The organism is Pseudoxanthomonas sp. z9 (assembly GCF_006542425.1).
GTDB lineage: Bacteria > Pseudomonadota > Gammaproteobacteria > Xanthomonadales > Xanthomonadaceae > Pseudoxanthomonas_A.
The window spans coordinates 420208-442036 of sequence record NZ_VFID01000004.1; the positions used below are offsets into that span (position 1 = coordinate 420208).

A 21829-nucleotide genomic window follows, 5' to 3' on the forward strand; every position below is an offset into this window, starting at 1 on the left:
TATACTCGGCCGGTTCCGCATCGCCCGTCCGCCCATGGCCCAAGCCCCCGTTTCCGTCACGCCCCTGCCCGCCCGCGAGGACTTCCTCGGCCATCCCAAGGGCGTCTACATCTGTTTCTTCACCGAGATGTGGGAGCGCTTTTCCTTCTACGGGATGAAGGCGCTGCTGCTGCTCTACCTGACCAAGTACCACCTGTTCGGCGACAAGGCCGGCCTGGATCTCCTGGGTGCCTACGGCGGGCTGGTGTACTGCATCCCGGTCATCGGCGGCGTGCTGGCCGATCGCTGGCTGGGCATGCGCAAGGCGGTGGTGTTCGGCGGCCTGCTGCTGGTTGCCGGCCATGTCGGCATGGCGTTCGAGGGCCAGGCCGCCACCTACGTGGACGGCGGCGTCGTTCGCGACGAGGGCTCGCTGCGCATCACCTACCTGTCGCTGGCGCTGATCATCATGGGCGTGGGCTTCCTCAAGCCCAACATCTCCACCATCGTCGGCCGGCTCTACACGCAGAACGATCCGCGCCGCGACGCCGGCTTCAGCCTGTTCTATGCCGGCATCAACCTGGGCGCGCTGTTCGCCTCGCTGGTCTGTGGCTATCTGGGCGAAACCCTGGGCTGGCGCTACGGTTTCGGCGCCGCGGGCATCGGCATGCTGCTGGGCCTGTGCATGTTCCTGTGGGGCCAGAAATACCTGCACGGCCACGCCGAACCGGCCGCGCCCGAGCGGTTGCGCGAACGTGTCGCCGGCATCCCGCGCGAGTGGCTGATCTATCTCGGCGCGCTGCTTGGCGTGCTGCCGGTGGCCTGGCTGATGTGGGCCGCCGCCAACGGCGCGTTCTCGCTGGGCGGCGAAATCTCGCTGGCGCTGCTGCTGATGCTGGTGGTGCTGGGATGCGTGCTGGCGTGGTTCGGCTGGTTCCTGTCGACCCAGTGCACGCCGATCCAGCGGCAACAGATGCTGGCGCTGATGGCGCTGATCTTCATGGCGCTGATCTTCTTCACCCTGTACGAGCAGACCTACGGTTCATGGGTGACCTTCACCGATCGCCTGTTGACCAAGGACGTGGTGCCGGCGCTGGTGCAGGTGCCGGCGGCGGTGAACTGGAGCGGAGAGTGGGGCACCGACGCGCTCACCCTGCTGGCCCGCGCGCCGTGGTCCACCTGGTCGCTGCTGCTGGCGCCACTGGGTTTCGTGGTGGCCGCGCGGCTGTCCGATCGCGATCCCGATTCTGCCGCGCCGCGGGCCGTGTTCATCGCGGTGGTGGTGCTGATGCTGGTCTTCCTGCTCCGCGATTGCGTGGTGCTGCCGCAGACCGCGGGCTCGCTGACCTATCTGGGCGCGCTGTTCCTGGTGCTGCTGGCGCCGGTGTTCGCTGCGCTGTGGGCCTGGCTGGGCCGGCGTGGCCGGGATCCGTCCAAACCGTTCAAGTCGTCGCTGGGCCTGGTCATCGCCGGCCTGTCCTTCATCCCGCTGGCCTGGGCCGCGCATCTGGTCGGCGAGAGCGGGCAGATGGCCAGCGTGTGGTGGCTGGTGCTGGCCTACCTGGTGCTGGAGATCGGCGAGATGTGCCTGTCGCCGGTAGGCCTGTCGGCGGTGACCCAACTGTCGGTCCCGCGCGTGGTCAGCCTGATGATGGGCACCTGGTTCCTCGCCACGGCATTCTCCGAGGCGCTGGCGGCATTGTTCGGCAAGCTGGCCGCCATCGACATTCCCGAGGGTGGCAGCCTGGTCGTGGCCGAGGCGGCCGGGCGCTATGCCGATCTGTTCTGGCTGATGACCGCCATCGGCGTGGGCTGCGGCCTGGTGGCCTTCCTGTTCTCGCCGCTGCTGCGGCGGATGATGCACGGGGTGCACTGAAAAAAGAACGGCGCCAACAGGCGCCGTTCTGGTATTGCTAGCGAGTCGGACGACCTTACTGGGTCGCGCCCTTGCCACCGATGTGCTGGGCGAAGAAGTCCAGCATCTTGCTGTACAGGTTGAGGTTGTTCTCTTCCTTGTAGAAGCCGTGTCCCTCGCCCGACTGGATGATCACGCCCTGTGGCGCATTGCCGGCCGCGGTCAGCGCCTTGGCCATCGCCTCGGTGTGTTCCGGCGGGCAGCGCGCGTCACGCGCGCCGGCGGCCAGGTAGATCGGCAGCTTGAGCTTGTCGACGTGGTTGATCGGCGACATTGCGTCCTGCTCGGCCTTGGTGCTGCCGTAGGCGCGGATCAGGTACTTCATGCCGTCTTCGCGCTTGCTGGTGTCGCTGAGCTTCATCTGGATCGCGGCGCTGTAGTTGCCCACGTAGCCGAACGCGCACTTGTACAGTCCCGGCTCGCGGGCCGGCGCCATCATCGAGGCGTAACCGCCGAAGCTGCCGCCGTAGATGCAGATGCGATCCTTGTTGGCGTAGCCCTGCTGGATGGCCCAGTGGGTACCGTCGAGGATGTCGTTCATGATGCCCTCGGCCCACTGCCCGTAGGCCATTTCCTCGAACGCCTTGCCGAAGCCGCCGGAGCCGCGATAGTTCACCTGCAGCACCGCATAGCCGCGGTTGGCGAACATCTGGTTCTCGAACTGGAAGCCCCAGTCGTCGCGCGGACCCATCGGACCGCCGTGGACGTTGACGATCATCGGCAGGTTCTTGCCGTCGGACCCATTGGGGATGGTCAGGTACCCATGGATGGTCAGGCCGTCGCGCGACTTGAAGCTGACCGGCTTGACCGAGGCCATCTTGCTGGCATCGAGCCACTGGCGACTCTTCATCAGGAACCGGGCCTTGCCGGTGTCGCGGTCATACAGGTAGAGCTCGCCCGGGTTGGCATCGCTGCGCACCGAGACAACGATCTTCTTGCCGTCCTGGGTGGCGCTGGCGAAGTCGACGAACTGGCCCGGGAACGCCGCCGCGAGGGAAGCGTACAGCTCCGCGTCCGGGTGTTCCTCGTTGATCAGCTTGACCTGCGGCGCGCCGGCCTCGGTGACCGTCGCGATCACGGTGTCGCCGTCGGCGGCCTGGATCAGCGTGGAGATTTCCGACACCGGATCCTGGTGCAGCACCGTGAAGCTGCCATCATTGGTGTTGAGGGTGCCGAATGCCGAGGGCTTCTTGCCGTCACCCTGGGTGGCGTAGACGGTGCCGTCCGCGGCGGTGCCGAGGATTTCGATGCGCTTGCCGCTGGCCTTGGAGCTGTTGATCAGCGTCCACTTGCCGCTGTCGTCGCGCCGGTACAGCTCGTTGTGCGCGTCGGAGAAGTTGCCTTCCTCGTCATAGCGGTCGTAGCAGACCGCGAAGCGCGGTTCCTTCTTCTCGTCCAGCGCGATACCGCAGTCGTCGCGCGGTGCGCGCGCCAGCGACTTGCGACGTCCGCTCAGTGTATCCATCAGCACGATCTCGGTTCCGGCGCCGGTGGACGATCGCGCATAGGTCGCGGTCATCATGACGTTGTCCGGGTCGTCCTTCAGCGTGTCCAGCAGGCCGAAGCTTTCGTTGCCGACCTGCTTGCCGCGCTGGGTGGCATCGCGGGTGCCATAAAAAATCAGCGGCCGCGGCTGCGAACCGTCGGCATTGACCGCATACCATTCGCCGGTACCGAACGGCCGGGCATAGCTGCCAATCTTCTTGATCGAGTTGAACAGCAAGCGATCCGGCGAGGTCCAGTAGAAACTGCCGACGCTCTTCTCTTCGGGCAGCTGGTTGATCTTGACGATGCTCAGATCCTTGGTCCGCAGCACGGTCAGGACGTCCTGATCGCCGCGATCGACGGTCATCGCCAGATACTCGCCATTGGGCGAAATCTTCACGCTGCTGTAGGTCGGATGCTTGACGAAATCCTGCACCGGGATCAGCTCGACGGCGTGCGCGGCGCACGACATCCCCATCGCGGCCGCGACGCCGGCCCACTTCCATTTCCCCATTTTCATTGTTCCCCCATGGTTGAATCCGGCAGAAGCCGGATTACATGGAGTCTAACGGCAAATCGGGGGGAATGTGATCCAGTACCGCTTCCAATCCGGTTTCCCAGGCGGGCATCGGCCGGCCCAGCAGCGCTTCCAGCTTTCCGGTATCCAACCGCGAATAGGCCGGACGCGACGCGCGCGCGGGATAGTCGGAAGAGGTAACCGGCAATACCCGCGGCAGGCGTGGAATCAACCCGCGGCGATGCGCGCCAGCCAGAATGGCCTCGGCGAACCCATGCCAGCTGGTCTCGCCGCCAGCGGCCAGATGCAGTATCCCCTGGGTATCCGGATGCGCGGCCACTATCTCGGCGGTCACGTCGGCTATCAGTTGGGCGGGTGTCGGCGTTCCCCGTTGATCCGAAACCACGCGCAACTCCGCGCTCGCGCGGGCCTGGCGCAACATCGTCAGCAGGAAGTTGCTGCCGTAAGCGCCGTAGACCCACGACGTGCGGAGAATCACGCCCGGGGCACCGGATTCAAGGATCGCCACTTCCCCCGCACGCTTGGAAGCGCCATACACGCCCAGCGGCGAGGCCGGATCCTCTTCGCGGTACGGGCGATCACCAGTCCCGTCGAACACATAGTCGCTGGAGTAGTGAATCAGCGGGATACCGTGCTCGGAGCAATAGCCGGCGAGCAGGGCCGGTGCTTCCGCATTGGCGCGGCAGGCGGCGTCGACATATTCCTCGGCGCGATCCACCGCCGTAAAGGCAGCCGCGTTCACGACGATTCCCGGTCGATGCCGCTCAAGCAGCGCAGGCAGGTATTCGGGATGATCGAAATCGGCGACCTCGCAGGGCGTGCCTTCTGGCAGCAGGCCGGTGCGGTTCGCTGGAATGATCGTTCCTTGCGCGGACAGGCTGCGCCTCAGTTCATGGCCGATCTGGCCGTTGGCGCCCAGCAGCAGGATCTTTTTCATATGATGAACGAGGGCAACCGTTCCGGGGCCAGGTCATCCAGGAACGGGGCGCGGGCATCCTTGTCCGAGAGCACGGGTTCACGAATGGGCCAGTCGATCCCGATGCGCGCATCGTCCCAGCGGATGGCCGCATCGCTCGCCCCGTCATAGCCGGCGGTGCAGAGATAGCTGAAGATGGCCCGCTCGGAGAGGACCGCGAAGCCGTGGGCAAAACCTTCCGGAATCCAGAATTGCCTCTTGTTGCCCGCGCTCAACACCGCCGCCGTCCAGCGGCCGAAATGTGGTGAGCCACGGCGGATGTCCACCGCCACGTCGTATACCTCGCCTTCGAGCACGCTGACCAGCTTGCCCTGTGGATTCGGCCACTGATAGTGCAGGCCCCGCAAGACGCCATGGGCAGACGAGGAAATGTTGCTCTGCACGAAGCGGGCGGGCAGGCCATGTTCGTCGAACCGCTCGGCGTTCCATGCTTCGTAGAAAAACCCGCGATCGTCGCTCCAGACCGCAGGCTCGATCACCAGGCAACCCGGCAACGAGGTCTCGACGATCTTCAAGGGACGCTCCCGCGGTCCAGCAGCGCCAGCAGGTATTCGCCGTAACCATTCCTGGCCAATGGCGCCGCGAGCCGCCGCAACTGCTCGCCGTCGATCCAGCCGTTCCTGTAGGCGATTTCCTCCGGACAGCAGACACGCAGCCCCTGCCGGGCTTCGATGGTTTCGATGAAGGCCGAGGCGTCCAGCAGCGACTGGTGGGTGCCTGTATCCAGCCAGGCGTATCCACGGCCCAGCGGCTCCAGGTGCAGGCTGCCATCTTCAAGGTAACGGCGGTTGAGATCCGTGATCTCCAGTTCCCCGCGCGGGGACGGCCGCAGCGAAGCGGCGTAGTCGCTGGCGCGACCGTCATAGAAGTACAGACCGGTGATCGCGTAATTCGACTGGGGTTTGGCGGGCTTCTCCTCGATGTCGACAACGGTTCCATCGGCCCCGAACCGGGCCACGCCATAGCGCTCCGGATCCCGAACCCAGTAACCGAACACGGTCGCACCTTCCGTGCGCGCGTCGGCGCGTTTCAGAATCTGGCTGAAACCGTGGCCGTGGAAAATGTTGTCGCCCAATACCAGGCAACTGGGCCCGCCGGCGAGAAACTCCTTGCCAATCAGGAAGGCCTGGGCGAGTCCGTCCGGACTGGGCTGCACGGCATACTCGATCTGCATGCCCCACTGCGAGCCATCCCCGAGCAGGTTGCGGAACAGGACCTGCTCGTGCGGCGTGTTGATGATCAGCACTTCGCGGATTCCCGCCAGCATCAGCACGCTGAGCGGGTAGTAGATCATGGGTTTGTCGTAGACGGGCAACAGCTGTTTGCTGATGGCCTGGGTGATGGGATACAGGCGTGTGCCGGTTCCACCGGCCAGGATGATGCCCTTGCGTGTGCTCATGCGGGTTTCCTGCTCAAGCCATGGTGCCGATGCGTTCCAGACGATAACTGCCATCCAGCACGCGATTCACCCAATCCTGGTTCGCCAGGTACCAGTCCACGGTTTCGGCGATGCCCTCTTCGAAGGTGTGTTGCGGTTCCCATCCCAACTCGTCGCGGAGTTTGGATGCGTCGATGGCGTAGCGGCGGTCGTGTCCGGGGCGATCCGCCACAAAGGTGATCTGGCTGCTATGGGGCTGGCCATCGGGACGCGGCCTGCGTTCGTCGAGTAGACGGCAGATGGTTTTCACCACGTCGATGTTCTGCCGCTCCGCATTGCCGCCGACGTTGTAGGTCTCACCCACGCCTGCCTTCTGAAGAACGCAACGGATAGCCGAACAGTGATCGCCGACGAACAGCCAGTCCCGGACATTCCTGCCATCGCCATAGACCGGCAACGGCTCACCCGCCAACGCCCGCTGGATGATCAGGGGGATCAGTTTCTCGGGGAAATGATAGGGACCGTAGTTGTTGGAGCAGTGCGTGGTGAGGGTAGGCAGCCCATAGGTGTGATGGAACGCGCGCACGAGGTGATCCGAAGCGGCCTTGGAAGCCGAGTAGGGGGAATTCGGGGCGTACGGCGTGGTTTCGGTGAACTTTCCCGTATCCACCAGCGAGCCATACACCTCGTCGGTGGATACATGCAGGAAGCGGAAACGCTCCCGCTCCCCATCGGGAAGTGAACGCCAATGATCACGGACGGCTTCCAGCAGGCTCAGGGTGCCGACCACGTTGGTCTCGATGAAGGCACCGGGTCCATCGATCGAGCGATCCACGTGGCTCTCGGCGGCAAAATTCAAAACCGCTTCCGGCCGATGTTCCGCCAACAGGGAGGCAACGAGTCTTGAATCACCGATGTTGCCTTCGACGAAGACATGATTGGCATTGCCGGTCAGCGGGGAAAGCGTGTCCAGGTTGCCTGCGTAGGTCAGTGCATCGAGATTGACCACCCTGACGCCATCGGCAACCGCGCGCAGCACGAAGTTGCCTCCGATGAAGCCGGCCCCACCGGTTACCAGCCATGTCGTCATCTCTCACCTCGTCCAATTCTGTTGTCCCGCGGGACATCGGTCGGGACACATCTTTTTCGCATGCCTGCCCGACCTTGCCGCGGCAAGGGCGCCCTGCCAACGCCATCCTGGCGTATGCACGAAGATTGTAGTGACAGGGCCGCCAAAAGGGCATCGCGAGGAAACGTCGTCCGGGAACGCCGAAAAAGAAAACCCGCCAGCCGGCGGGTTTTCCGAAACATCGCCCTGAACGCCGGGACCGCCTCAGAACGGAATATCGTCGTCGGCGAAGTCGTCCATCGGCGCGGGCTGCTGGGCCGGAGCCTGCCGGCGCGGGGCCTGCTGGGAATACTCCTGCCGCTGCGGACGCTGCGGACGGTCCATGCCGCCACCGCCACCGCCGCCGCCTTCGCCGCGTCCACCCAGCATCTGCATTTCGTCGGCGACGATGTCGGTGGAGTACTTCTCCACGCCGTCCTGGCCGGTGTACTTGTCATAGCGGAGCGAGCCTTCCACATACACCTGGCTGCCCTTGCGCAGGTACTCGCCGGCGATTTCACCCAGCTTGCCGAAGAACACCACGCGGTGCCATTCGGTGCGTTCCTGCTGGTTGCCGTCGCGGTCCTTGCGGACGCTGGTGGTGGCCAGGCTGATCCGGGTGATGGCCATGCCTCCCTGGGTGTACTTGGTTTCGGGGTCGTTGCCGAGATTGCCGACCAGGATGACTTTGTTGATGCCGCGGGCCATAGCGCTGATTTCCGTTAGTGATCGCCCGCCGGACGCGGGCATGGACCAGTGAAGTATACCCGTGCCGGCCTGACCATCAGGTGGCTCCATGACGTCCTGTAGGAATTCCCCGTCCCGTCCGCCTTATAATTCAGGCACTTCCCTGCCCGATTTCCCATGTCCGTCGTCGAATCCCCGCGTTCCGCCCTGGCCCTGCCCCAGATCCAGTCCCTCGCCGCGGCGGACATGGCCGCCATCGACGCCCTGATCCGGCGCCGGCTGGCCTCGGACGTGGTGCTGATCAACCAGATCGCGGACCACATCGTCTCGGCCGGCGGCAAGCGCCTGCGCCCAATGCTGGTGGCGCTCGCGGGACGGGCCACCGGTCCGGTCGGTCCCGACCATCACCAGCTCGCGGCCATCGTCGAGTTCATCCATACCTCCACCCTGCTCCACGACGACGTGGTGGACGAGTCGGACCTGCGTCGCGGCCGCAGCACCGCCAACGCGCTGTGGGGCAATGCGCCCAGCGTGCTGGTCGGCGACTTCCTGTATTCGCGCAGCTTCCAGCTGATGGTGGAACTGGACCGCATGGACGTGATGCGGATCCTGGCCGACACCACCAACCGCATCGCCGAGGGCGAAGTGCTGCAGTTGCTGCACGTGCACAACCCCGATACCGACGAAGCCGCCTACCTGCGCGTGATCGAGCGCAAGACGGCGGTGCTGTTCGCCGCCGGCACCCAGTTGGGCGCGCTGGCATCGCGGGTCGACGCCGCGACCCAACAGCGTCTCTACGACTACGGCATGAACCTTGGCTATGCCTTCCAGATTGCCGATGACGTGCTCGACTACACCGCCGACGCCGCCGATCTGGGCAAGAACCTGGGCGACGATCTGGCCGAAGGCAAGGCGACCCTGCCGCTGATCCACGCCATCCGCCATTCCGATGCCGCGACCGCCGCCCGCCTGCGCGTCATCGTGCAGGAAGGCGACGCGACCGCGATGCCGGAGGTGCTGGCGGCCATCCGCGCCACCGGCGGACTGGAATACAGCCAGCAGCGTGCCCGCGAATACGCCGATGCCGCCGAACGCTGCCTGGACGGCCTGGCCGAAAACGAAGCCGTCGCCGCGTTGCGCGGACTGGCCCGCTACGCGATCGAACGCAGCCACTGATGCCGTTCGACGCGCATGAACGCGAGCGGTTGCTGGCCGCGAAGGGCGTAGGTCCGACCGTGATCGCGCGGCTGGAACAGATCGGCTACCACGCCCTCGCCGATCTGGCCCAGGCCACGCCCACGGACATCAACGCGCAGATTGCGGCCATGCTGGGCACCACCTGTTGGCGCAACAGCCCGCAGGCGCGCACCGCGATCGCCAACGCGATCGCGGTGGCACAGGCTCAGTCGCCGAACACTTCCTCGAAGAAGTCGTCCATCATCCGGTAGGCGCGCTTGGCCGCGCGCGCGTTGTAGACGCAGCCCGGCGGCCGGTTGGCATTCTCCAGCGCGAAGCAGTGCACCGCGCCGCTGAAATTGACGAACTGCCAGTCGGCGCCGGCCTCGTTCATTTCCTTCTCGAACGCCGCGACATGCGGCGCGGTGCCCCGATCCTCGGCACCATTGAGAACCAGGATCGGGGTCTTCACCGCACCCGCCTTCGCCGGCGATTGCGTGTCCAGGCCGCCATGGAAAGTCACCACGCCCGACACTTCGGCGCCACCACGGGCAAGCTCCAGCACCGACGAGCCACCGAAACAGAAACCGAATGCCCCGATTTTCGCGGCATCCACGGGGGCGTTGCCGGCCTGTGCCTTCAGCGCGGCCAGTGCCGCGTCCATGCGGGCGCGCATCACCGCCGGGTCCGCATACAAGGGCTTGACCTGGGCCAGCGCCTGATCCGGATTCTGCGGACGCACGCCCTTGCCGTACATGTCGACCACCAGCACCACGTAGTCGTCGCCGGCGACCTGTTTGGCCTTGGCCAACGCATCGTCGGTCACGCCCAGCCAGTCCGGCACCATGAGCAAACCCGGACGCTGTTCCTTGCTGGCGTCGTCGTAAACCAGGAAACCTGAAAAGGTCTGTTTGCCGACCTTCCATTCCAGCGGTCTGGCCTGCGGCGCGGCAAGCAGCGGAAACACCCACAACGCGGCCAGCAGGGCCGCCAATACGGACAATGGGCGCATGACAGTTCCTCGCAGGGAAAGACCGGCGGAGTGTACGCCGGTCCGGGCGCTGCGAGTGTGCAGCGGCAGACCTGTTGTATTAGGCGATGCCGATGCCGGGAATCGCCGAAATCAGCGCCGGGTCGAACCCGGCCAGCTCGGCGAAATGACGCCCGCGCGCCACGTAGTCGCGATACGGACCGTAGCTGGGAGCGCCCGGCGACAGCAGGATGACGCCGGGCGCGGGCAGGTGCGCGCGTGCCTGCGCCATCGCATCCTGCAGGCTTTCCGCCGCCAGCAGGACGAAACGGCCCGCAGCCGCGCGCGGCGCCAGCAAGGCATGGATACGCGGCCCGTTGGCGCCCATGGTGACGATCACCCGTGGAGCGTCGTGCTCCATGCGGGCGGCGAATCCTTCCCACGCCAGGCCGCGATCATGGCCACCGACCAACAGCGCGATCGGCTGGCCGGCGAAGCATTCCAGCGCCGCCAGGCTGGCATGCGGCGTGGTGCTGATCGAGTCGTTGACGTAGGTGTAGCCGTCGCGTTCGCCCAAAGTCTGCAGGCGATTGGGCAACGGCCGGAAATCCCGCGCCGCGTGGGCGATGGCGACGCCGTCAATGCCCACCGCTTCCAGCGCAGTCAGCACCGCGCACAGGTTGCTGCGGTTGTGCCGGCCGGGCACCGGCACCGAGGTGGTATCCATCACCCGTTGCTCGCCGCGGTACAGATGGTCGCCGCGCAGGTGCCAGCCCCGTGGGGTGTTGAACCAATGGATCTCGCTGTGCGGCAGCGACAGCGCGGCCAGTTGCGGATCGGCGGCGTTGAGCACGGCCACGCGCGGATGCGCGCGGGTGACCAGGGCCAGTTTGTCCTCGACATAGCGCGCCTGGCTGCCATGCCAGTCCAGGTGCTCGGGAAACAGGTTCAGCACCACCGCCACTTCCGGGCGCGCGCCGCTGGCGGCCACATCGCCGGTCTGGTAGCTGGACAGTTCGATGGCCCAGTACTCCGGCGCCGGCTGCGGTTCCAGCACTTCCAGCAGCGGCAGGCCGATGTTGCCGGCCAGCGCGGTGCGATGGCCGGCCGCGCGCAACAGGTGGGCCAGCAATGACGTGGTAGTGCTCTTGCCCTTGGTGCCGGTCACGCAGAGGGTGCGGGCGGCGATGCCGTCGGCGCCGGCATGTTCGGCGAACCACAGCGTGGTGCCGCCGATGAAACGCGTCCCGCGCGCGGCGGCGGCGAGTGCCTCGGGCTTGTTGGGGCTGATGCCCGGCGACTTCACCACGATTTCGAAGGTGGACAGCGCGTCCGCATCGACCGTAGTGACGATGCGCAGTTCCCTGTCGCCGAGCGCGGCGGCGTCATCCGCCTCGCTCGTGCCGCAAAACAGCGTCAGCGGCAGCCCCGGCAACCGCGCGCGAATCGCGTCATGGGCGGCGCGGCCCTCGCGGCCCCAGCCCCACAGCGCGACCCGGCGTCCCTCAAGCTGCGAAATTCGCACGCAGTCGCTCCCACAGCGCGGCGGGGATGAGGTGTTCCTCGCCCACTTCCAGCAGCGGCGCGATCGCCAGTTCGGCCGGATCCAGCTGCGGCCGGATCTCGCGGTTGAAACGCGCCACCAGCGCATCCTCGCGCCATTCCGGGCGTTCGCCCAGCGCGGCCATCGCGGCGCGCGATTCCTGGCCTTCGCCGACGCATTCGAATGGCTTGTGATCCTGGTACTCCAGCAGCGCGTCGAAGCCGCCGATCTGGCCCGGATCATCCAGCAGGTTGCGGCCGAAGATGCCCACCAGGCGCGGCTTGGGCATGAACGGCGCCAGCGCCAGGAACACGAAGTGGCATTTCGGGCAGACGCCGCACCAGCGGTTCACCGGGCGCTCGCCGAGGATATGGAAGTTGCGGTTGCAGCTGGAGAAATGCGCGTCGTAGTGATCGGTACGTGCGAACTGGCGCGCCACCGCCAGTTCGGACAGCGGCCGCAACAGCGAGTAGTAGTGCAGGTCCGCGGCCACATGCCGCTGCACGTAGTCGCCCAGCAGTTGCTCGCAGCGCCAGCCCTTGGACCATTGATGGTTCACTTCGCCGGTGCCGGGAATGACGCTGCCGTAGCTGGCGGAACGCTCGTTGGAGAACACCACCTGGTCGGCGTCCAGCAGCAGCGCCGCCAGCACCATGATCGCCGAGTTGATCGCGGTGACCGGGATATGGCCGTTCCAGGCGCCCTGCCGGTTGTACTCGAACAGCTCCGGCGCCAGCGCCCGGCCCAGGTTGAAGGTCGGCAGGCCGGTCCGCGCCGCGCAGGCGGCGATCAGCTGCGAACCGCCCACCCAGGTGACGGTCTGCTCGACGCCCGCGCTCCGCAGCGCCTCGATGCTGACCAGCGAATCCTTGCCGCCGCCGATGGCGACCAGCGCATGCCGGCGCAACCCCAGCGACGCCGCCGCCGCGTCGGGCTTGGCCTTGCCCACCGGGAAACGCACCCGGCCATGCAGATCCAGGCCATTGCGATAAGCAAACTCGCCCAGTCCGTTGACATAGATCTCTTCCATCATCGCCGCGGTATCGGCGTCGATGGCGTACTCGTCGATGCGGATTTCCGGCGGAACCGCGGCCTTGTAGTAGCTCACGCCGGTCAGCAGGTGCAGCAGCCGCAACGCCTGTTGCGCGGCCTGCGCGCGCGGCGCGTCCAGGGCGAAGGGCGCGCCGGGGAAGGTGACGGTCTCGGTCAGTTCCGGACCGTCGTCGAAGGCGTAGACCAGGCGCGCGATGCCGGTGTCCGGATCGAGGGAACAACGGACGAACCGGAAACAGCGGATGGAGGAACGATCGAAATTGCTCATGCGGAACCTGTGGTGACGGCGGCCTGCCGGCGCAGGTAGCGGCGGCTGACGAAGTATTCGAGGATGAAAGCGGGTACCGCGCCCAGCACGATGGCGAACGCGGTGAACAGCAGCATGGTCAGCGGCAGCCAGGACAGGCTGTCCTCCACCGGCGCCGGGCTGGCGGCCCAGATCCGGTCGCCCGCGGAGACCGCGGCAACCCATGCGCCCAACAGGAACGGGAACGCCAGGTAGGACAACAGCAGCGTGCGCAGGGTCATGCCGCCGGCCGACCAGCGCCGCTGGCGCGCCAATGCGCGGCGATGCCAGGCGGTCGTACCCAGCGCTCCGAGCAATGCGGCGAAGAACGCCGCCGGCGCCCATTTCAACGCCTCCAGCGCTCCGGCCGGCCACTGCGAGACGTTCCACTGGTGGAGCATCGCCACGAAGGCGATGATCGCCAGCGCCAGCGCGATGGCCGCCGTGGTCAGCACGAACTCAGCGCGCGGTTTCATCGCCAGCGGCCTCGTCAAGCACTTCCTCCGCCGGCAGATCGCGGAGGTTGTAGGTATTGGCCATCGAGTAGCCATAGGCGCCCGCGTCGGCGAACACCAGCACGTCGCCCTCGGTGGTTGCCGCCGGCAGGCGCCGGCGCTTGCCGAACACGTCGCTGGATTCGCAGATTGGGCCGACCACGTCGAAGTTGTCCTCCCGCGTGTCGCCCAGCCGGCTCAGGTTGGCCACGTCGTGCCAGGCGTCGTACAGCGCCGGGCGGATCAGCGCGTTCATGCCGGCGTCCGCGCCGACCCGGCGAATGCCCTGCTTCTCCACCACCTGGGTGACATGGGTCAACAGCGCACCGGACTCGGCCACCAGGTAGCGGCCCGGCTCGATGATCAACTGGTAGGCCGGATACGCGGCCTTGATCTCGGCCAGGCCGATGGCCCAGGACTCCAGATCGAAGGGCTCGTCCTCGGCCGCATAGGGAATCGGCAGGCCGCCGCCGATGTCGATGCTCTCGATGGTGCCGATCTGGTCGGCCAGCCCGCCCAGTTCGTCGCTGACCTGCTTCCAGTGCAGCGGCGTCTCCACGCCGCTGCCCAGGTGCGCATGCAGGCCGACGATGCGGATGTCGAGCGCGCGCGCGGTGGCCAGGAACTCGTCCAGGCGCGCCAGCGGCAGGCCGAACTTGGAGGTCTTGCCGCCGGTCTTGACCTTGTCATGGTGACCGTCGCCGCGTCCCAGGTCGATGCGTACCCACAGCGTGCGGCCCCGGAACACCTCGGGCCAGTTCCGCAGCGCCTCGACGTTGTCCAGGGTGACGATGACCCCGTGCGACAGCGCGAATTCGTACTCGCCGCGCGGCGCGAAGCTGGGGGTGAACAGCACGTTCTGCGGCGCCAGCGAAGGCACTTCCGCGAACACACGCTCCAGCTCGCCTTGCGACACGCACTCCAGGCCGAAGCCCTCGCCGGCGATCGCGCGCAGCACGGCCGGATGCGAGTTGGCCTTGATCGCGTAGAAGCGGCGATCGATCGCGGCGATGCCGGCCAGCGCGCGGGCGCGCGCCCGCACGGTCGGCAGGTGGTAGACGTAACGCGGCGTGCCGACGCCGGCCAGCGACAGCAGGCGTTCGCGTTCCTTCGGCGCCTGCCACCACGGCGTGCCGCGGCGGCGGATCGCGCCATTGATCTCGCGCCAGCTCGGGCCGAACACGCTGGTCTCGTCGGTGGGCATCGCGCCGCTGTCGATCAGCGCGGCATGCAGCACCGGCAGCATGCCGTCGGCGGTGGCCTCGTCGATGACGAAGGTCAGGTTGAGGTCGTTGGACGACTGCGAAATCAGGTGCACGCGTTCGCGGCCGAACATCGCCCACACGTCCGACAGCTTGTGCAGCAGCGAGCGCATGCCGCGGCCGACCAGGGTGATCGCGGTGCACGGCGCGATGACCTTGACCCGGCAGACCTCGGCCAGATCCGCCGACAGTGCCGCCAGCACGTCGGTGCTGACCAGGTTCTCGCTGGGGTCCAGCGACACGGTGACGTTGGTCTCCGACGAACCGATCAGGTCCACCGACAGGCCGTGCTTCTTGAAACGGGCGAACACGTCGGCCAGGAAGCCGACCTGCTGCCACATGCCGATGCCTTCCATTGACACCAGCACGATGCCGTTGCGGCGGCTCACCGCCTTCACGCCGGGCACGGTGGCGGCCTTGTCGTCGATGCTGGTGCCCGGCAGGTCCGGGCGCTCGGTATCCAGGATCGCCATCGGCACGCCGGCGTTGCGGCACGGCTTGATCGAGCGCGGGTGCAACACCTTGGCGCCGGTGGTGGCGATTTCCTGCGCTTCGTAATAATCCAGCCGGGTCAGCAGGCGCGCATCCGGCACTTCGCGCGGATTGGCGCTGAACATGCCGGGCACGTCGGTCCAGATTTCCACCCGGCGCGCGCCCAGCAGCGCACCGAAGTACGCCGCGGAGGTGTCCGAACCACCGCGTCCCAGGATCGCCGTGCCGCCGTCGCCGTGGCGGGCGATGAAGCCCTGGGTCAGCAGCATCGCGCAGTCCTGCGCGGCGAACGCGCGGCGCCAGTCCTGATCCGGCGCGGTCGCGCAGGAGACCGACAGGCGCTGCGCCCACGCGCTCTGGTTGGGCAGGATGCTGGCCTGCAGCCAGTGGCGTGCATCCATCCAGCCGAAGTCCAGTCCCTGCGACTTCAGGTAGGCCGCGCCCAGTGTGGAAGACAGGAGTTCGCCCTGCGCCAGCACCTCGGCCTGCCAGTCCAGGCTGCGGGCCGCGGCGCGCGGGTCGGTCAGCAGATCACGCAGCGCCGCCAAACGGACGCCCAGCACCGCGTCGACATCCAGTTCCAGCTCGGCGGCGAATTCGCGATGGCGCTGGTCCAGTTTCGCGACGCGTTCGGCGCTGTCGGCCGCACCGTCGGCGATCGCGGTTAACTCGTTGGTGACACCGGACAACGCCGACACCACCACCAGCACGCGCGCGCCCTGCTCGTCCGCCCGTTTTTTCGCCAATCGACCAATCGTGTCCCAACGATGACGACGGGACACCGAAGTGCCACCGAACTTGAGGACGATCCAGGGATCAGGCGCGATAGGGGCGGAGGGCATGGATAGAATGGTGGGGAAATGCCCGAAACATTCGGGCGTGAACCCTCGATTCTAGCCGAACGCCCCGCCGAATTTGGCCCGGACCGGCACCGACGGACAGCGACCCATGCGCCCTCGCCGCTACCTGCAGCTCGACGTCTTCGCCGACCGCCCCGGCGCCGGCAATCCGCTGGGCGTCGTGCTGGACGCCGCCGACCTGGATACCGCTGCCATGCAGGCGTTCGCGGCCTGGACCCGGCTGTCCGAAACCATCTTCTTCCTGCCGCCGACGTCGGCCGAGGCGGATTACCGCATCCGCATCTTCACCCCGCGCCGGGAGCTGCCGTTCGCCGGCCATCCCAGCATCGGCGCGGCTTGGGCGGCGCTGGAAACCGGGCTGGCGCCGGAAACCGGCGCGCTGGTGCAGGAATGCGAAGCCGGCCTGCTGCCGGTGCGGGTGGAAGGCCGTGGCGCCGAGCGTCTGGTGCGGCTACGCGCGCCGGCGGCGCGTCCGCAGCCGGTATCCGCACCGGTGCACGACCTGCTCGCCGCAGTGCTCGCGCGGCTCCCGCTCGGCCCGTTGCCCGCCGCGCTCTGGAACAACGGCCCCGCGTGGTGGCTGGTCGAACTGGCGGACGCCGACGCGGTGCGCGCGCTGGCGCCCGACCTTCCCGCCATCGACGCGCTGAGCCGGGCCAGCGGCGCGATCGGCCTGGCGGTGTTCGGCCAGACCGCGGCGAACCAAAAATGCGCGCTCGCCGTCCGCGCGTTCTGCCCGGCCGACGACATACCGGAGGATCCAGTGACCGGCAGCGCGAACGCCGCCATCGGCGCAATGCTGCACGCCGCGGGCCGCTTTCCGGACCCGCATGGCCGCTACATCGCCAGCCAGGGCCGTGAACTGGGGCGCGACGGGCAGGTCACGGTGGAGCTCGATGCCGCCGGCGACATCTGGATCGGCGGGCAGGTGCAGGCCGTCATCGCCGGCAGCGCGACTTGGTAAGCTGCGCGCCCCCACCGAGATTCCCCCGATGACCCTTCGCCGCTACGTCCAACTGGACGTTTTCGCCGACCGCCCCGGCGCCGGCAATCCGCTTGCCGTGGTCCTGGACGCCGAGGGCCTGGACGACGACGCCATGCAGGCGATCGCCCGCTGGACCCGCCTGCCGGAAACCACCTTCGTGTTTCCCGCCCCGTCGACGGAAGCAAGTTACGGCCTGCGCATCTTCAGTCCGCGCCGCGAAGTGCCATTTGCCGGCCACCCCAGCGTGGGTACCGCCCATGTGGTGCTGGAAGCAGGCCTGGCGGCGCCGCGCGACGGCCTGCTGGTGCAGGAAGGCATCGCCGGTCGCCTGCCGCTGCGGGTGGATGGCGACGGCGGCACGCGCAGCATCGCCGTGCGCACCCCGCGCGCCAGCGTGCTGAAAACCGGCGAACCGGCCAACGATCCGCTGTTGCGGGCGGCGCTCGCCGCGCTGCCCGCCGGCCCGTTGCCGCCCGCGCTGGTGGATGGTGGCCGTCGCTGGTGGCTGGCCCAAGTCCGCGACGAACACGCGCTGCGCACGGCCGTGCCCGACTGGAATGCAATCGCCGCGCTCGCCAAGGCCACCGACAGCATGGGCGTGTGCGCCTACGCCCTCGCCGACGCCGGCCAGGACTACGACCTGGTGGTTCGCGCCTTCGTCGGCGCACCGGCGGTGTTCGAGGACGCCGCGTCCGGCGCCGCCAACGCGACGCTGGCCGCCTGGCTGGCCGAGCGCGGCGCGCTGCCCGCCGGCCGCACCCGCTACACCGTCAGCCAGGGCCGCGAGGTCGGCCATGATGCCCGTCTGCAACTGCACGTGGACGAGCGTGGCGACGTCTGGTCCGGCGGCCACGTCCGCACGGTGGTCAGCGGCACGCTGGACTGGTGATCGGAGCCCCCCGCACCGCATCGTCCCGGCAAACGGGATGAGTCCGGCAAAGTAAAGACGGCGGCACGCGCCACTCGCGTGCTGCCGCCGGTTTCAGCGCGCCTCGTAGACCGGCTGGCCGTCCACCCAGGTGGAACGGATATGCAACTCATCCAACTGCGCAGCCGGCACCGCCAGCGGATCCTCGTCGAGGATCACGAAATCCGCGCGCAGCCCCGGCGCCAATTGGCCCACTTCCTTCTCGTCGCGTCCCGCCCAGGCGGCATCGGCGGTGAACCCGCGCACCGCCTCGGCGGCGCTGAGCCGCTGATCCGGCTGCCATCCACCGGGCGGCTGGCCGTCGTGGTCCTGGCGGGTCACCGCCGCATACAGGCCCAGCCGCGGGTCCACCGATTCCACCGGGAAATCAGAGCCCAGCGCGAGTCGCGCGCCGCTGTGCAGGAATCGCTGCCAGGCGTAGGCGCCGAGGATGCGCTGCGGACCAACCCGATCCTCCGCCCACGGCATGTCCGAGGTCGCATGGGTCGGTTGCATCGAGGCGATCACGCCCAGCCTGGCAAACCGCGGGATGTCCTCCTGCGCGACGATCTGCGAATGCTCGATGCGCCAGCGGTGATCCGAGCCCGCGCCATCGCCCAGCACCTTCTCGTAGGTGTCCAGCACGATCCGGTTGCCGCGATCGCCGATCGCGTGGGTCGCCACCTGCACGCCGCATCCGCGCGCCTTGCGCACCGAGGCCTCGTAGCTCGCCGGATCGGTGACCAGCAGGCCGCGGTTGCCGTGATCATCGCTGTATTCGTCCAGCATGGCCGCGCCACGGCTGCCCAGCGCGCCGTCGATGTAAAGCTTCACGCCGCGCATCTCCAGGCGTCCGCCCGCATGCCGGTAGAGCCCATTGGCGCACAGATCCGCCAGCGCGTTTCCGTCGCCGTCGGCATAGGCATCCACCCGCAGCGGGAGACGGCCCTGATCGGCGAAGCGCTTGAACAGCACCAGATCCTCGCGTGACACACCCATGTCGTGCACGCCGGTCAGGCCATGCCGCACCGCCGCATCGAACGCCTTGGCGGCGGCCTGCTCGCGGGTCGCATCATCGGCGGGCGGAATCACCGCGTATACCAGTCCCATCGCGCCGTCGACGAATACGCCGGTCGGCTTGCCGCCGGCGCGCTCGATGCGGCCGCCATCCGGTTGCCAATCCCCTTCCAGCGATCTGGCCGACTTCGCTGCCACCGCGCGCAACGCCGCCGAATTCGCCCAGCCGGCATGCCCGTCCACGCGCTCCAGCCACACCGGGCGATCCGGGAACGCGGCATCCAGATCCGCGACCGTCGGGAACTGCTTCTCGGGCCAGTCGTTCTGATCCCAGCCACCGCCCAGCACCCAGGCATCCTTCGGCAAATCCCGCGCATAGGCGCGCAGGCGTTCCACGATCTCCTGCTTGCTGCGTGTGCCGGTCAGATCCGCGCGCATGAGTGCGAAGCCCAGCCCCATCAGGTGGCCATGCGCATCGATGAGTCCCGGAATCACCGTCTTGCCGGTCGCCTCGACGTGACCGGCCTGTGGATACTTCGCGCGCAGTTCCGCCGCATCGCCCAACGCCAGCAACCGCCCCGTCGAATCCCAGGCCATGGCCTGGACCTGCGGTCGCTGCGGATCCGAGGTATGGATGCGATCGGCGGTCAACACGGTGACCTCCGCCGCCAGGCCCGCTCCCGACATCGCGCCCAGTACCATCGCCAGCAAGCATCTGCGCATTCCCCGCTCCCGTGTGTTTGAACCCGGGCGACTATGCGTTCGATGGCCGCTCCGTTCAAGCGCCGGAAAACGGAAGGGGCCCCGCAGGGCCCCTTCGCGTGATGCGCCGGATTACTCCGGCCGCACGTCCACCCTGACCCGGATCCGATCGCCGGGGTGGTAGCTGGTGCGGGTGTGATAGGTGCGGTTGGCGTATTCGTAGGTCACGTCGTAACCGGTGACCCGGCCGTCGCCGCCATAGCCGTTGTAGCCGCCGTTGACCGGCTCGGGATCGCAGACCCGGACCGTGCCGCGCCGGGCCTGGCGATTGCGCTGGGTGTTGTCGTAGATCGAACGCCCGGCCATGCCACCCACCATCGAACCCACCGCGGTGCCCACATAGCGGCCGCTGCCATCGCCGATCTTGCTGCCGAGCACGGCACCGGCGATGCCGCCGATCACCGTGGCCACAGTGCGGCCGGTGTCGGTGCCGCGGTAGCGATCGTCGCCATGGCGGTCATCGCGATAGCGATCATCGTCGCCGTAGTAACCATCATTCCGGTAGCCGCCGTCGTCATAGACATACTGATCGTCGGCGTCGCGGTAGTAGCAACGCTGCGAGGTACTGACGGTGCGACCGCCGTAGCGATCGCCCTCGATGATCGGATCCACCCGGACCACCCTGGCGTAGTCGTACTCGCCGCTGGAGTAGCGATCCCCGTAGCCGCCGGAATAGGACTGCGCCGAAGCGGCGCCGGAAGCCAACAGGCCGAACGCTAGCAGGGATGTCGAAAGGCGGTTCATGCGGAACTCCCCACGCCGGGATGGCGTGCGCGCATCGTCGAGTCGGACGGGTGAAAACAGACTGAACTCAAGCGGCCGCGCCGGTGGCATTTAGCCATTCGACAGCTTGCCGCGCGGCTTGCGGCGCATCCCGGCCCATGAGCGGCGCCAGGTGGCCGCCGGCCAGCTCGACGAATGCACCGCCGGCCTGCCCGGCCAGCTGCCGTACCGCCTGCGCGGGAACGTCCTCGTCCCGCCGCGAGGCCATGAACAACGCGGGGCAAGCCGGCATTGCCGCCATGATGCCGGACTGGGCCGCGCGCAGCGCCGCGCCGGATTCGTCGCGCCAGCGACGCAGCGCGTACAGGACCGAAGCGGGATCGGATTCGGGCATCGCCCGGCGCGTGGAAGCCAGCCGCGCGTGCCGCCGCCAGGGCACCCGCGCGGGCCACTCGCGCGCCGGCAGCAGGGTGTGCAAGGGTGCCGGCGGCAACGGATTGATCACGACCAGCGCGTCGGCGTCCGCCGCCGCCTGCAATGCGAGCAGGCCGCCCATGCTCGCCCCGACCACCACGCGCGGACGCGGCAATGCCGCCAGCCACGCCGCGGCCTGCCGTCGATAGTGATCCCATTCCGTCGCCTCGAGTCCGGCATCCGCCGGCTGCAGATCCGGTGCGCTGACGGCGATGCCCTGCGCGCGCCATATGCCGCCCCAGAGGTTCCATTCCCAGCCACCGCCGCCCGCGCCATGCAGGAACAATGCGCTCCAGGCCGACGCGCCACGCTCAGGCAAGCAGGGTCGCTTCCATCGACACCGGCACCGCCAGCGCGCGCGAGATCAGGCAACCCGCCTTGGCCTGGTTCGCGATGTCGTCGAACTGCGCGCCGCTGATGCCGGGCACGCGGGCCGACACGATCAGCTTGATGCCGGTGATGGTCGGTCCCGGATCCATGCCCGGCTCCATCGTCGCCTCGGCGCGGGTCTGGATGATCTCCGGGGTGAATCCGGCCTTCCCCAGCACCGCCGACAGCGCCATGCTGAAACAGCCCGCATGCGCCGCCGCCAGCAGTTCTTCCGGATTGGTGCCCTTCTCGTCGCCGAAGCGGGTCTTGAACGAATAATTCTGGGCGTCGAAAAGCCCGCTCTGTGGCGTGCTGATGTTGCCCTTGCCGGCCTGCAGGTCGCCCTTCCACACCGCGTCCGCGTAACGTTTCAAAGCCATGGCTGTCGCT

At 67.6% G+C, this 21829-nt stretch carries 20 protein-coding genes; 5 read left to right on the top strand and 15 right to left on the bottom strand.

Annotated features, from left to right (window positions below; all coding sequences use genetic code 11):
• Positions 1 to 34 precede the first annotated feature (34 nt).
• Positions 35 to 1855, top strand: coding sequence for an oligopeptide:H+ symporter (locus FG323_RS06495; protein ID WP_141453700.1), 1821 nt, complete (start codon positions 35 to 37; stop codon positions 1853 to 1855).
• A 55-nt stretch (positions 1856 to 1910) separates the two neighbouring features.
• Here FG323_RS06495 and FG323_RS06500 read toward each other — a convergent pair whose 3' ends face one another.
• From FG323_RS06500 to FG323_RS06525, 6 genes are all read right to left on the bottom strand, one after another.
• The gene (locus FG323_RS06500) at positions 1911 to 3893 is read right to left on the bottom strand and encodes a S9 family peptidase (RefSeq protein WP_255470072.1); all 1983 of its coding nucleotides are present in this window, start codon (positions 3891 to 3893) and stop codon (positions 1911 to 1913) included.
• A gap of 40 nt (positions 3894 to 3933) precedes the next feature.
• Positions 3934 to 4854, bottom strand: coding sequence for a dTDP-4-dehydrorhamnose reductase (gene rfbD, locus FG323_RS06505; protein ID WP_141453701.1), 921 nt, complete (start codon positions 4852 to 4854; stop codon positions 3934 to 3936).
• A complete protein-coding gene (gene rfbC / locus FG323_RS06510; RefSeq protein WP_141453702.1) occupies positions 4851 to 5408 on the bottom strand; it encodes a dTDP-4-dehydrorhamnose 3,5-epimerase in 558 nt (185 codons plus the stop codon). Before rfbC ends, rfbD begins: the two co-directional genes overlap by 4 nt.
• Entirely contained in the window at positions 5405 to 6292 is an 888-nt protein-coding gene (rfbA, locus tag FG323_RS06515; RefSeq protein WP_141453703.1) for a glucose-1-phosphate thymidylyltransferase RfbA, read from the bottom strand. The genes rfbC and rfbA overlap by 4 nt, the downstream gene beginning before the upstream one ends.
• 13 nt (positions 6293 to 6305) lie before the next feature.
• Complete coding sequence (rfbB, locus tag FG323_RS06520) at positions 6306 to 7361, bottom strand: dTDP-glucose 4,6-dehydratase (RefSeq protein WP_141453704.1); 1056 nt, start codon at positions 7359 to 7361, stop codon at positions 6306 to 6308.
• A gap of 243 nt (positions 7362 to 7604) precedes the next feature.
• Positions 7605 to 8087 (bottom strand): single-stranded DNA-binding protein, encoded by a 483-nt coding sequence (locus FG323_RS06525; protein WP_141453705.1) that lies wholly within the window; start codon positions 8085 to 8087, stop codon positions 7605 to 7607.
• Between the two features lie 156 nt (positions 8088 to 8243).
• Between FG323_RS06525 and FG323_RS06530 the strand changes: the two genes are divergently transcribed.
• Both FG323_RS06530 and FG323_RS06535 read left to right on the top strand, forming a co-directional pair.
• Positions 8244 to 9242, top strand: coding sequence for a polyprenyl synthetase family protein (locus tag FG323_RS06530; protein WP_141453706.1), 999 nt, complete (start codon positions 8244 to 8246; stop codon positions 9240 to 9242).
• Positions 9242 to 9514, top strand: coding sequence for a helix-hairpin-helix domain-containing protein (locus tag FG323_RS06535; protein WP_141453707.1), 273 nt, complete (start codon positions 9242 to 9244; stop codon positions 9512 to 9514). The genes FG323_RS06530 and FG323_RS06535 overlap by 1 nt, the downstream gene beginning before the upstream one ends.
• Here FG323_RS06535 and FG323_RS06540 read toward each other — a convergent pair.
• From FG323_RS06540 to FG323_RS06560, 5 genes are all read right to left on the bottom strand, one after another.
• Positions 9469 to 10254 (bottom strand): dienelactone hydrolase family protein, encoded by a 786-nt coding sequence (locus tag FG323_RS06540; protein WP_141453708.1) that lies wholly within the window; start codon positions 10252 to 10254, stop codon positions 9469 to 9471. The two genes, FG323_RS06535 and FG323_RS06540, sit on opposite strands and share 46 nt — an antisense overlap.
• Positions 10255 to 10333: 79 nt before the next feature.
• Positions 10334 to 11737: a UDP-N-acetylmuramoyl-L-alanine--D-glutamate ligase gene (murD, locus tag FG323_RS06545; RefSeq protein ID WP_141453709.1), complete on the bottom strand. Its 1404-nt coding sequence runs from the start codon at positions 11735 to 11737 to the stop codon at positions 10334 to 10336.
• Entirely contained in the window at positions 11718 to 13076 is a 1359-nt protein-coding gene (gene murL / locus FG323_RS06550; RefSeq protein ID WP_141453710.1) for a UDP-N-acetyl-alpha-D-muramoyl-L-alanyl-L-glutamate epimerase, read from the bottom strand. The genes murD and murL overlap by 20 nt, the downstream gene beginning before the upstream one ends.
• On the bottom strand, positions 13073 to 13570 hold the full coding sequence (locus FG323_RS06555) for a hypothetical protein (protein WP_141453711.1): 498 nt from the start codon (positions 13568 to 13570) through the stop codon (positions 13073 to 13075). Before FG323_RS06555 ends, murL begins: the two co-directional genes overlap by 4 nt.
• Positions 13554 to 16184 carry a bifunctional aspartate kinase/diaminopimelate decarboxylase gene (locus FG323_RS06560; protein ID WP_141453712.1) on the bottom strand — a complete coding sequence of 877 codons (2631 nt, stop codon included), beginning with the start codon at positions 16182 to 16184 and terminating at the stop codon, positions 13554 to 13556. Before FG323_RS06560 ends, FG323_RS06555 begins: the two co-directional genes overlap by 17 nt.
• Before the next feature lie 106 nt (positions 16185 to 16290).
• Between FG323_RS06560 and FG323_RS06565 the strand changes: the two genes are divergently transcribed.
• Both FG323_RS06565 and FG323_RS06570 read left to right on the top strand, forming a co-directional pair.
• On the top strand, positions 16291 to 17166 hold the full coding sequence (locus tag FG323_RS06565; protein WP_141453713.1) for a PhzF family phenazine biosynthesis protein: 876 nt from the start codon (positions 16291 to 16293) through the stop codon (positions 17164 to 17166).
• 28 nt (positions 17167 to 17194) lie between these two features.
• Positions 17195 to 18076, top strand: a complete 882-nt coding sequence (locus FG323_RS06570) for a PhzF family phenazine biosynthesis protein (RefSeq protein ID WP_141453714.1) — start codon at positions 17195 to 17197, stop codon at positions 18074 to 18076.
• Between the two features lie 93 nt (positions 18077 to 18169).
• On the opposite strand, the gene FG323_RS06575 is transcribed toward FG323_RS06570, so the two are convergent.
• The 4 genes from FG323_RS06575 to FG323_RS06590 all read right to left on the bottom strand — a co-directional run bounded on the left by FG323_RS06575 (position 18170) and on the right by FG323_RS06590 (position 21819).
• Positions 18170 to 19834: an amidohydrolase gene (locus FG323_RS06575; RefSeq protein WP_141453715.1), complete on the bottom strand. Its 1665-nt coding sequence runs from the start codon at positions 19832 to 19834 to the stop codon at positions 18170 to 18172.
• A gap of 111 nt (positions 19835 to 19945) precedes the next feature.
• On the bottom strand, positions 19946 to 20617 hold the full coding sequence (locus tag FG323_RS06580) for a glycine zipper 2TM domain-containing protein (RefSeq protein WP_141453716.1): 672 nt from the start codon (positions 20615 to 20617) through the stop codon (positions 19946 to 19948).
• A gap of 67 nt (positions 20618 to 20684) precedes the next feature.
• Entirely contained in the window at positions 20685 to 21389 is a 705-nt protein-coding gene (locus FG323_RS06585; protein WP_141453717.1) for an alpha/beta fold hydrolase, read from the bottom strand.
• Entirely contained in the window at positions 21382 to 21819 is a 438-nt protein-coding gene (locus FG323_RS06590; RefSeq protein WP_181444101.1) for an OsmC family protein, read from the bottom strand. The genes FG323_RS06585 and FG323_RS06590 overlap by 8 nt, the downstream gene beginning before the upstream one ends.
• Positions 21820 to 21829: the final 10 nt, after the last annotated feature.

What these genes read in the sequence shown, in the direction of transcription:
- FG323_RS06565 (WP_141453713.1), top strand. Translation starts at nt 16,291, where the DNA reads ATGCGCCCTCGCCGCTACCTGCAGCTCGACGTCTTCGCCGACCGCCCC.
- rfbD (WP_141453701.1), bottom strand. Translation starts at nt 4,854, where the DNA reads ATGAAAAAGATCCTGCTGCTGGGCGCCAACGGCCAGATCGGCCATGAA.
- murL (WP_141453710.1), bottom strand. Translation starts at nt 13,076, where the DNA reads ATGAGCAATTTCGATCGTTCCTCCATCCGCTGTTTCCGGTTCGTCCGT.
- FG323_RS06495 (WP_141453700.1), top strand. Translation starts at nt 35, where the DNA reads ATGGCCCAAGCCCCCGTTTCCGTCACGCCCCTGCCCGCCCGCGAGGAC.
- FG323_RS06580 (WP_141453716.1), bottom strand. Translation starts at nt 20,617, where the DNA reads ATGAACCGCCTTTCGACATCCCTGCTAGCGTTCGGCCTGTTGGCTTCC.
- FG323_RS06540 (WP_141453708.1), bottom strand. Translation starts at nt 10,254, where the DNA reads ATGCGCCCATTGTCCGTATTGGCGGCCCTGCTGGCCGCGTTGTGGGTG.
- rfbA (WP_141453703.1), bottom strand. Translation starts at nt 6,292, where the DNA reads ATGAGCACACGCAAGGGCATCATCCTGGCCGGTGGAACCGGCACACGC.
- rfbB (WP_141453704.1), bottom strand. Translation starts at nt 7,361, where the DNA reads ATGACGACATGGCTGGTAACCGGTGGGGCCGGCTTCATCGGAGGCAAC.
- FG323_RS06500 (WP_255470072.1), bottom strand. Translation starts at nt 3,893, where the DNA reads ATGGGGAAATGGAAGTGGGCCGGCGTCGCGGCCGCGATGGGGATGTCG.
- FG323_RS06560 (WP_141453712.1), bottom strand. Translation starts at nt 16,184, where the DNA reads ATGCCCTCCGCCCCTATCGCGCCTGATCCCTGGATCGTCCTCAAGTTC.
- FG323_RS06535 (WP_141453707.1), top strand. Translation starts at nt 9,242, where the DNA reads ATGCCGTTCGACGCGCATGAACGCGAGCGGTTGCTGGCCGCGAAGGGC.
- FG323_RS06590 (WP_181444101.1), bottom strand. Translation starts at nt 21,819, where the DNA reads ATGGCTTTGAAACGTTACGCGGACGCGGTGTGGAAGGGCGACCTGCAG.
- FG323_RS06525 (WP_141453705.1), bottom strand. Translation starts at nt 8,087, where the DNA reads ATGGCCCGCGGCATCAACAAAGTCATCCTGGTCGGCAATCTCGGCAAC.
- FG323_RS06570 (WP_141453714.1), top strand. Translation starts at nt 17,195, where the DNA reads ATGACCCTTCGCCGCTACGTCCAACTGGACGTTTTCGCCGACCGCCCC.
- FG323_RS06555 (WP_141453711.1), bottom strand. Translation starts at nt 13,570, where the DNA reads ATGAAACCGCGCGCTGAGTTCGTGCTGACCACGGCGGCCATCGCGCTG.
- FG323_RS06530 (WP_141453706.1), top strand. Translation starts at nt 8,244, where the DNA reads ATGTCCGTCGTCGAATCCCCGCGTTCCGCCCTGGCCCTGCCCCAGATC.
- FG323_RS06575 (WP_141453715.1), bottom strand. Translation starts at nt 19,834, where the DNA reads ATGCGCAGATGCTTGCTGGCGATGGTACTGGGCGCGATGTCGGGAGCG.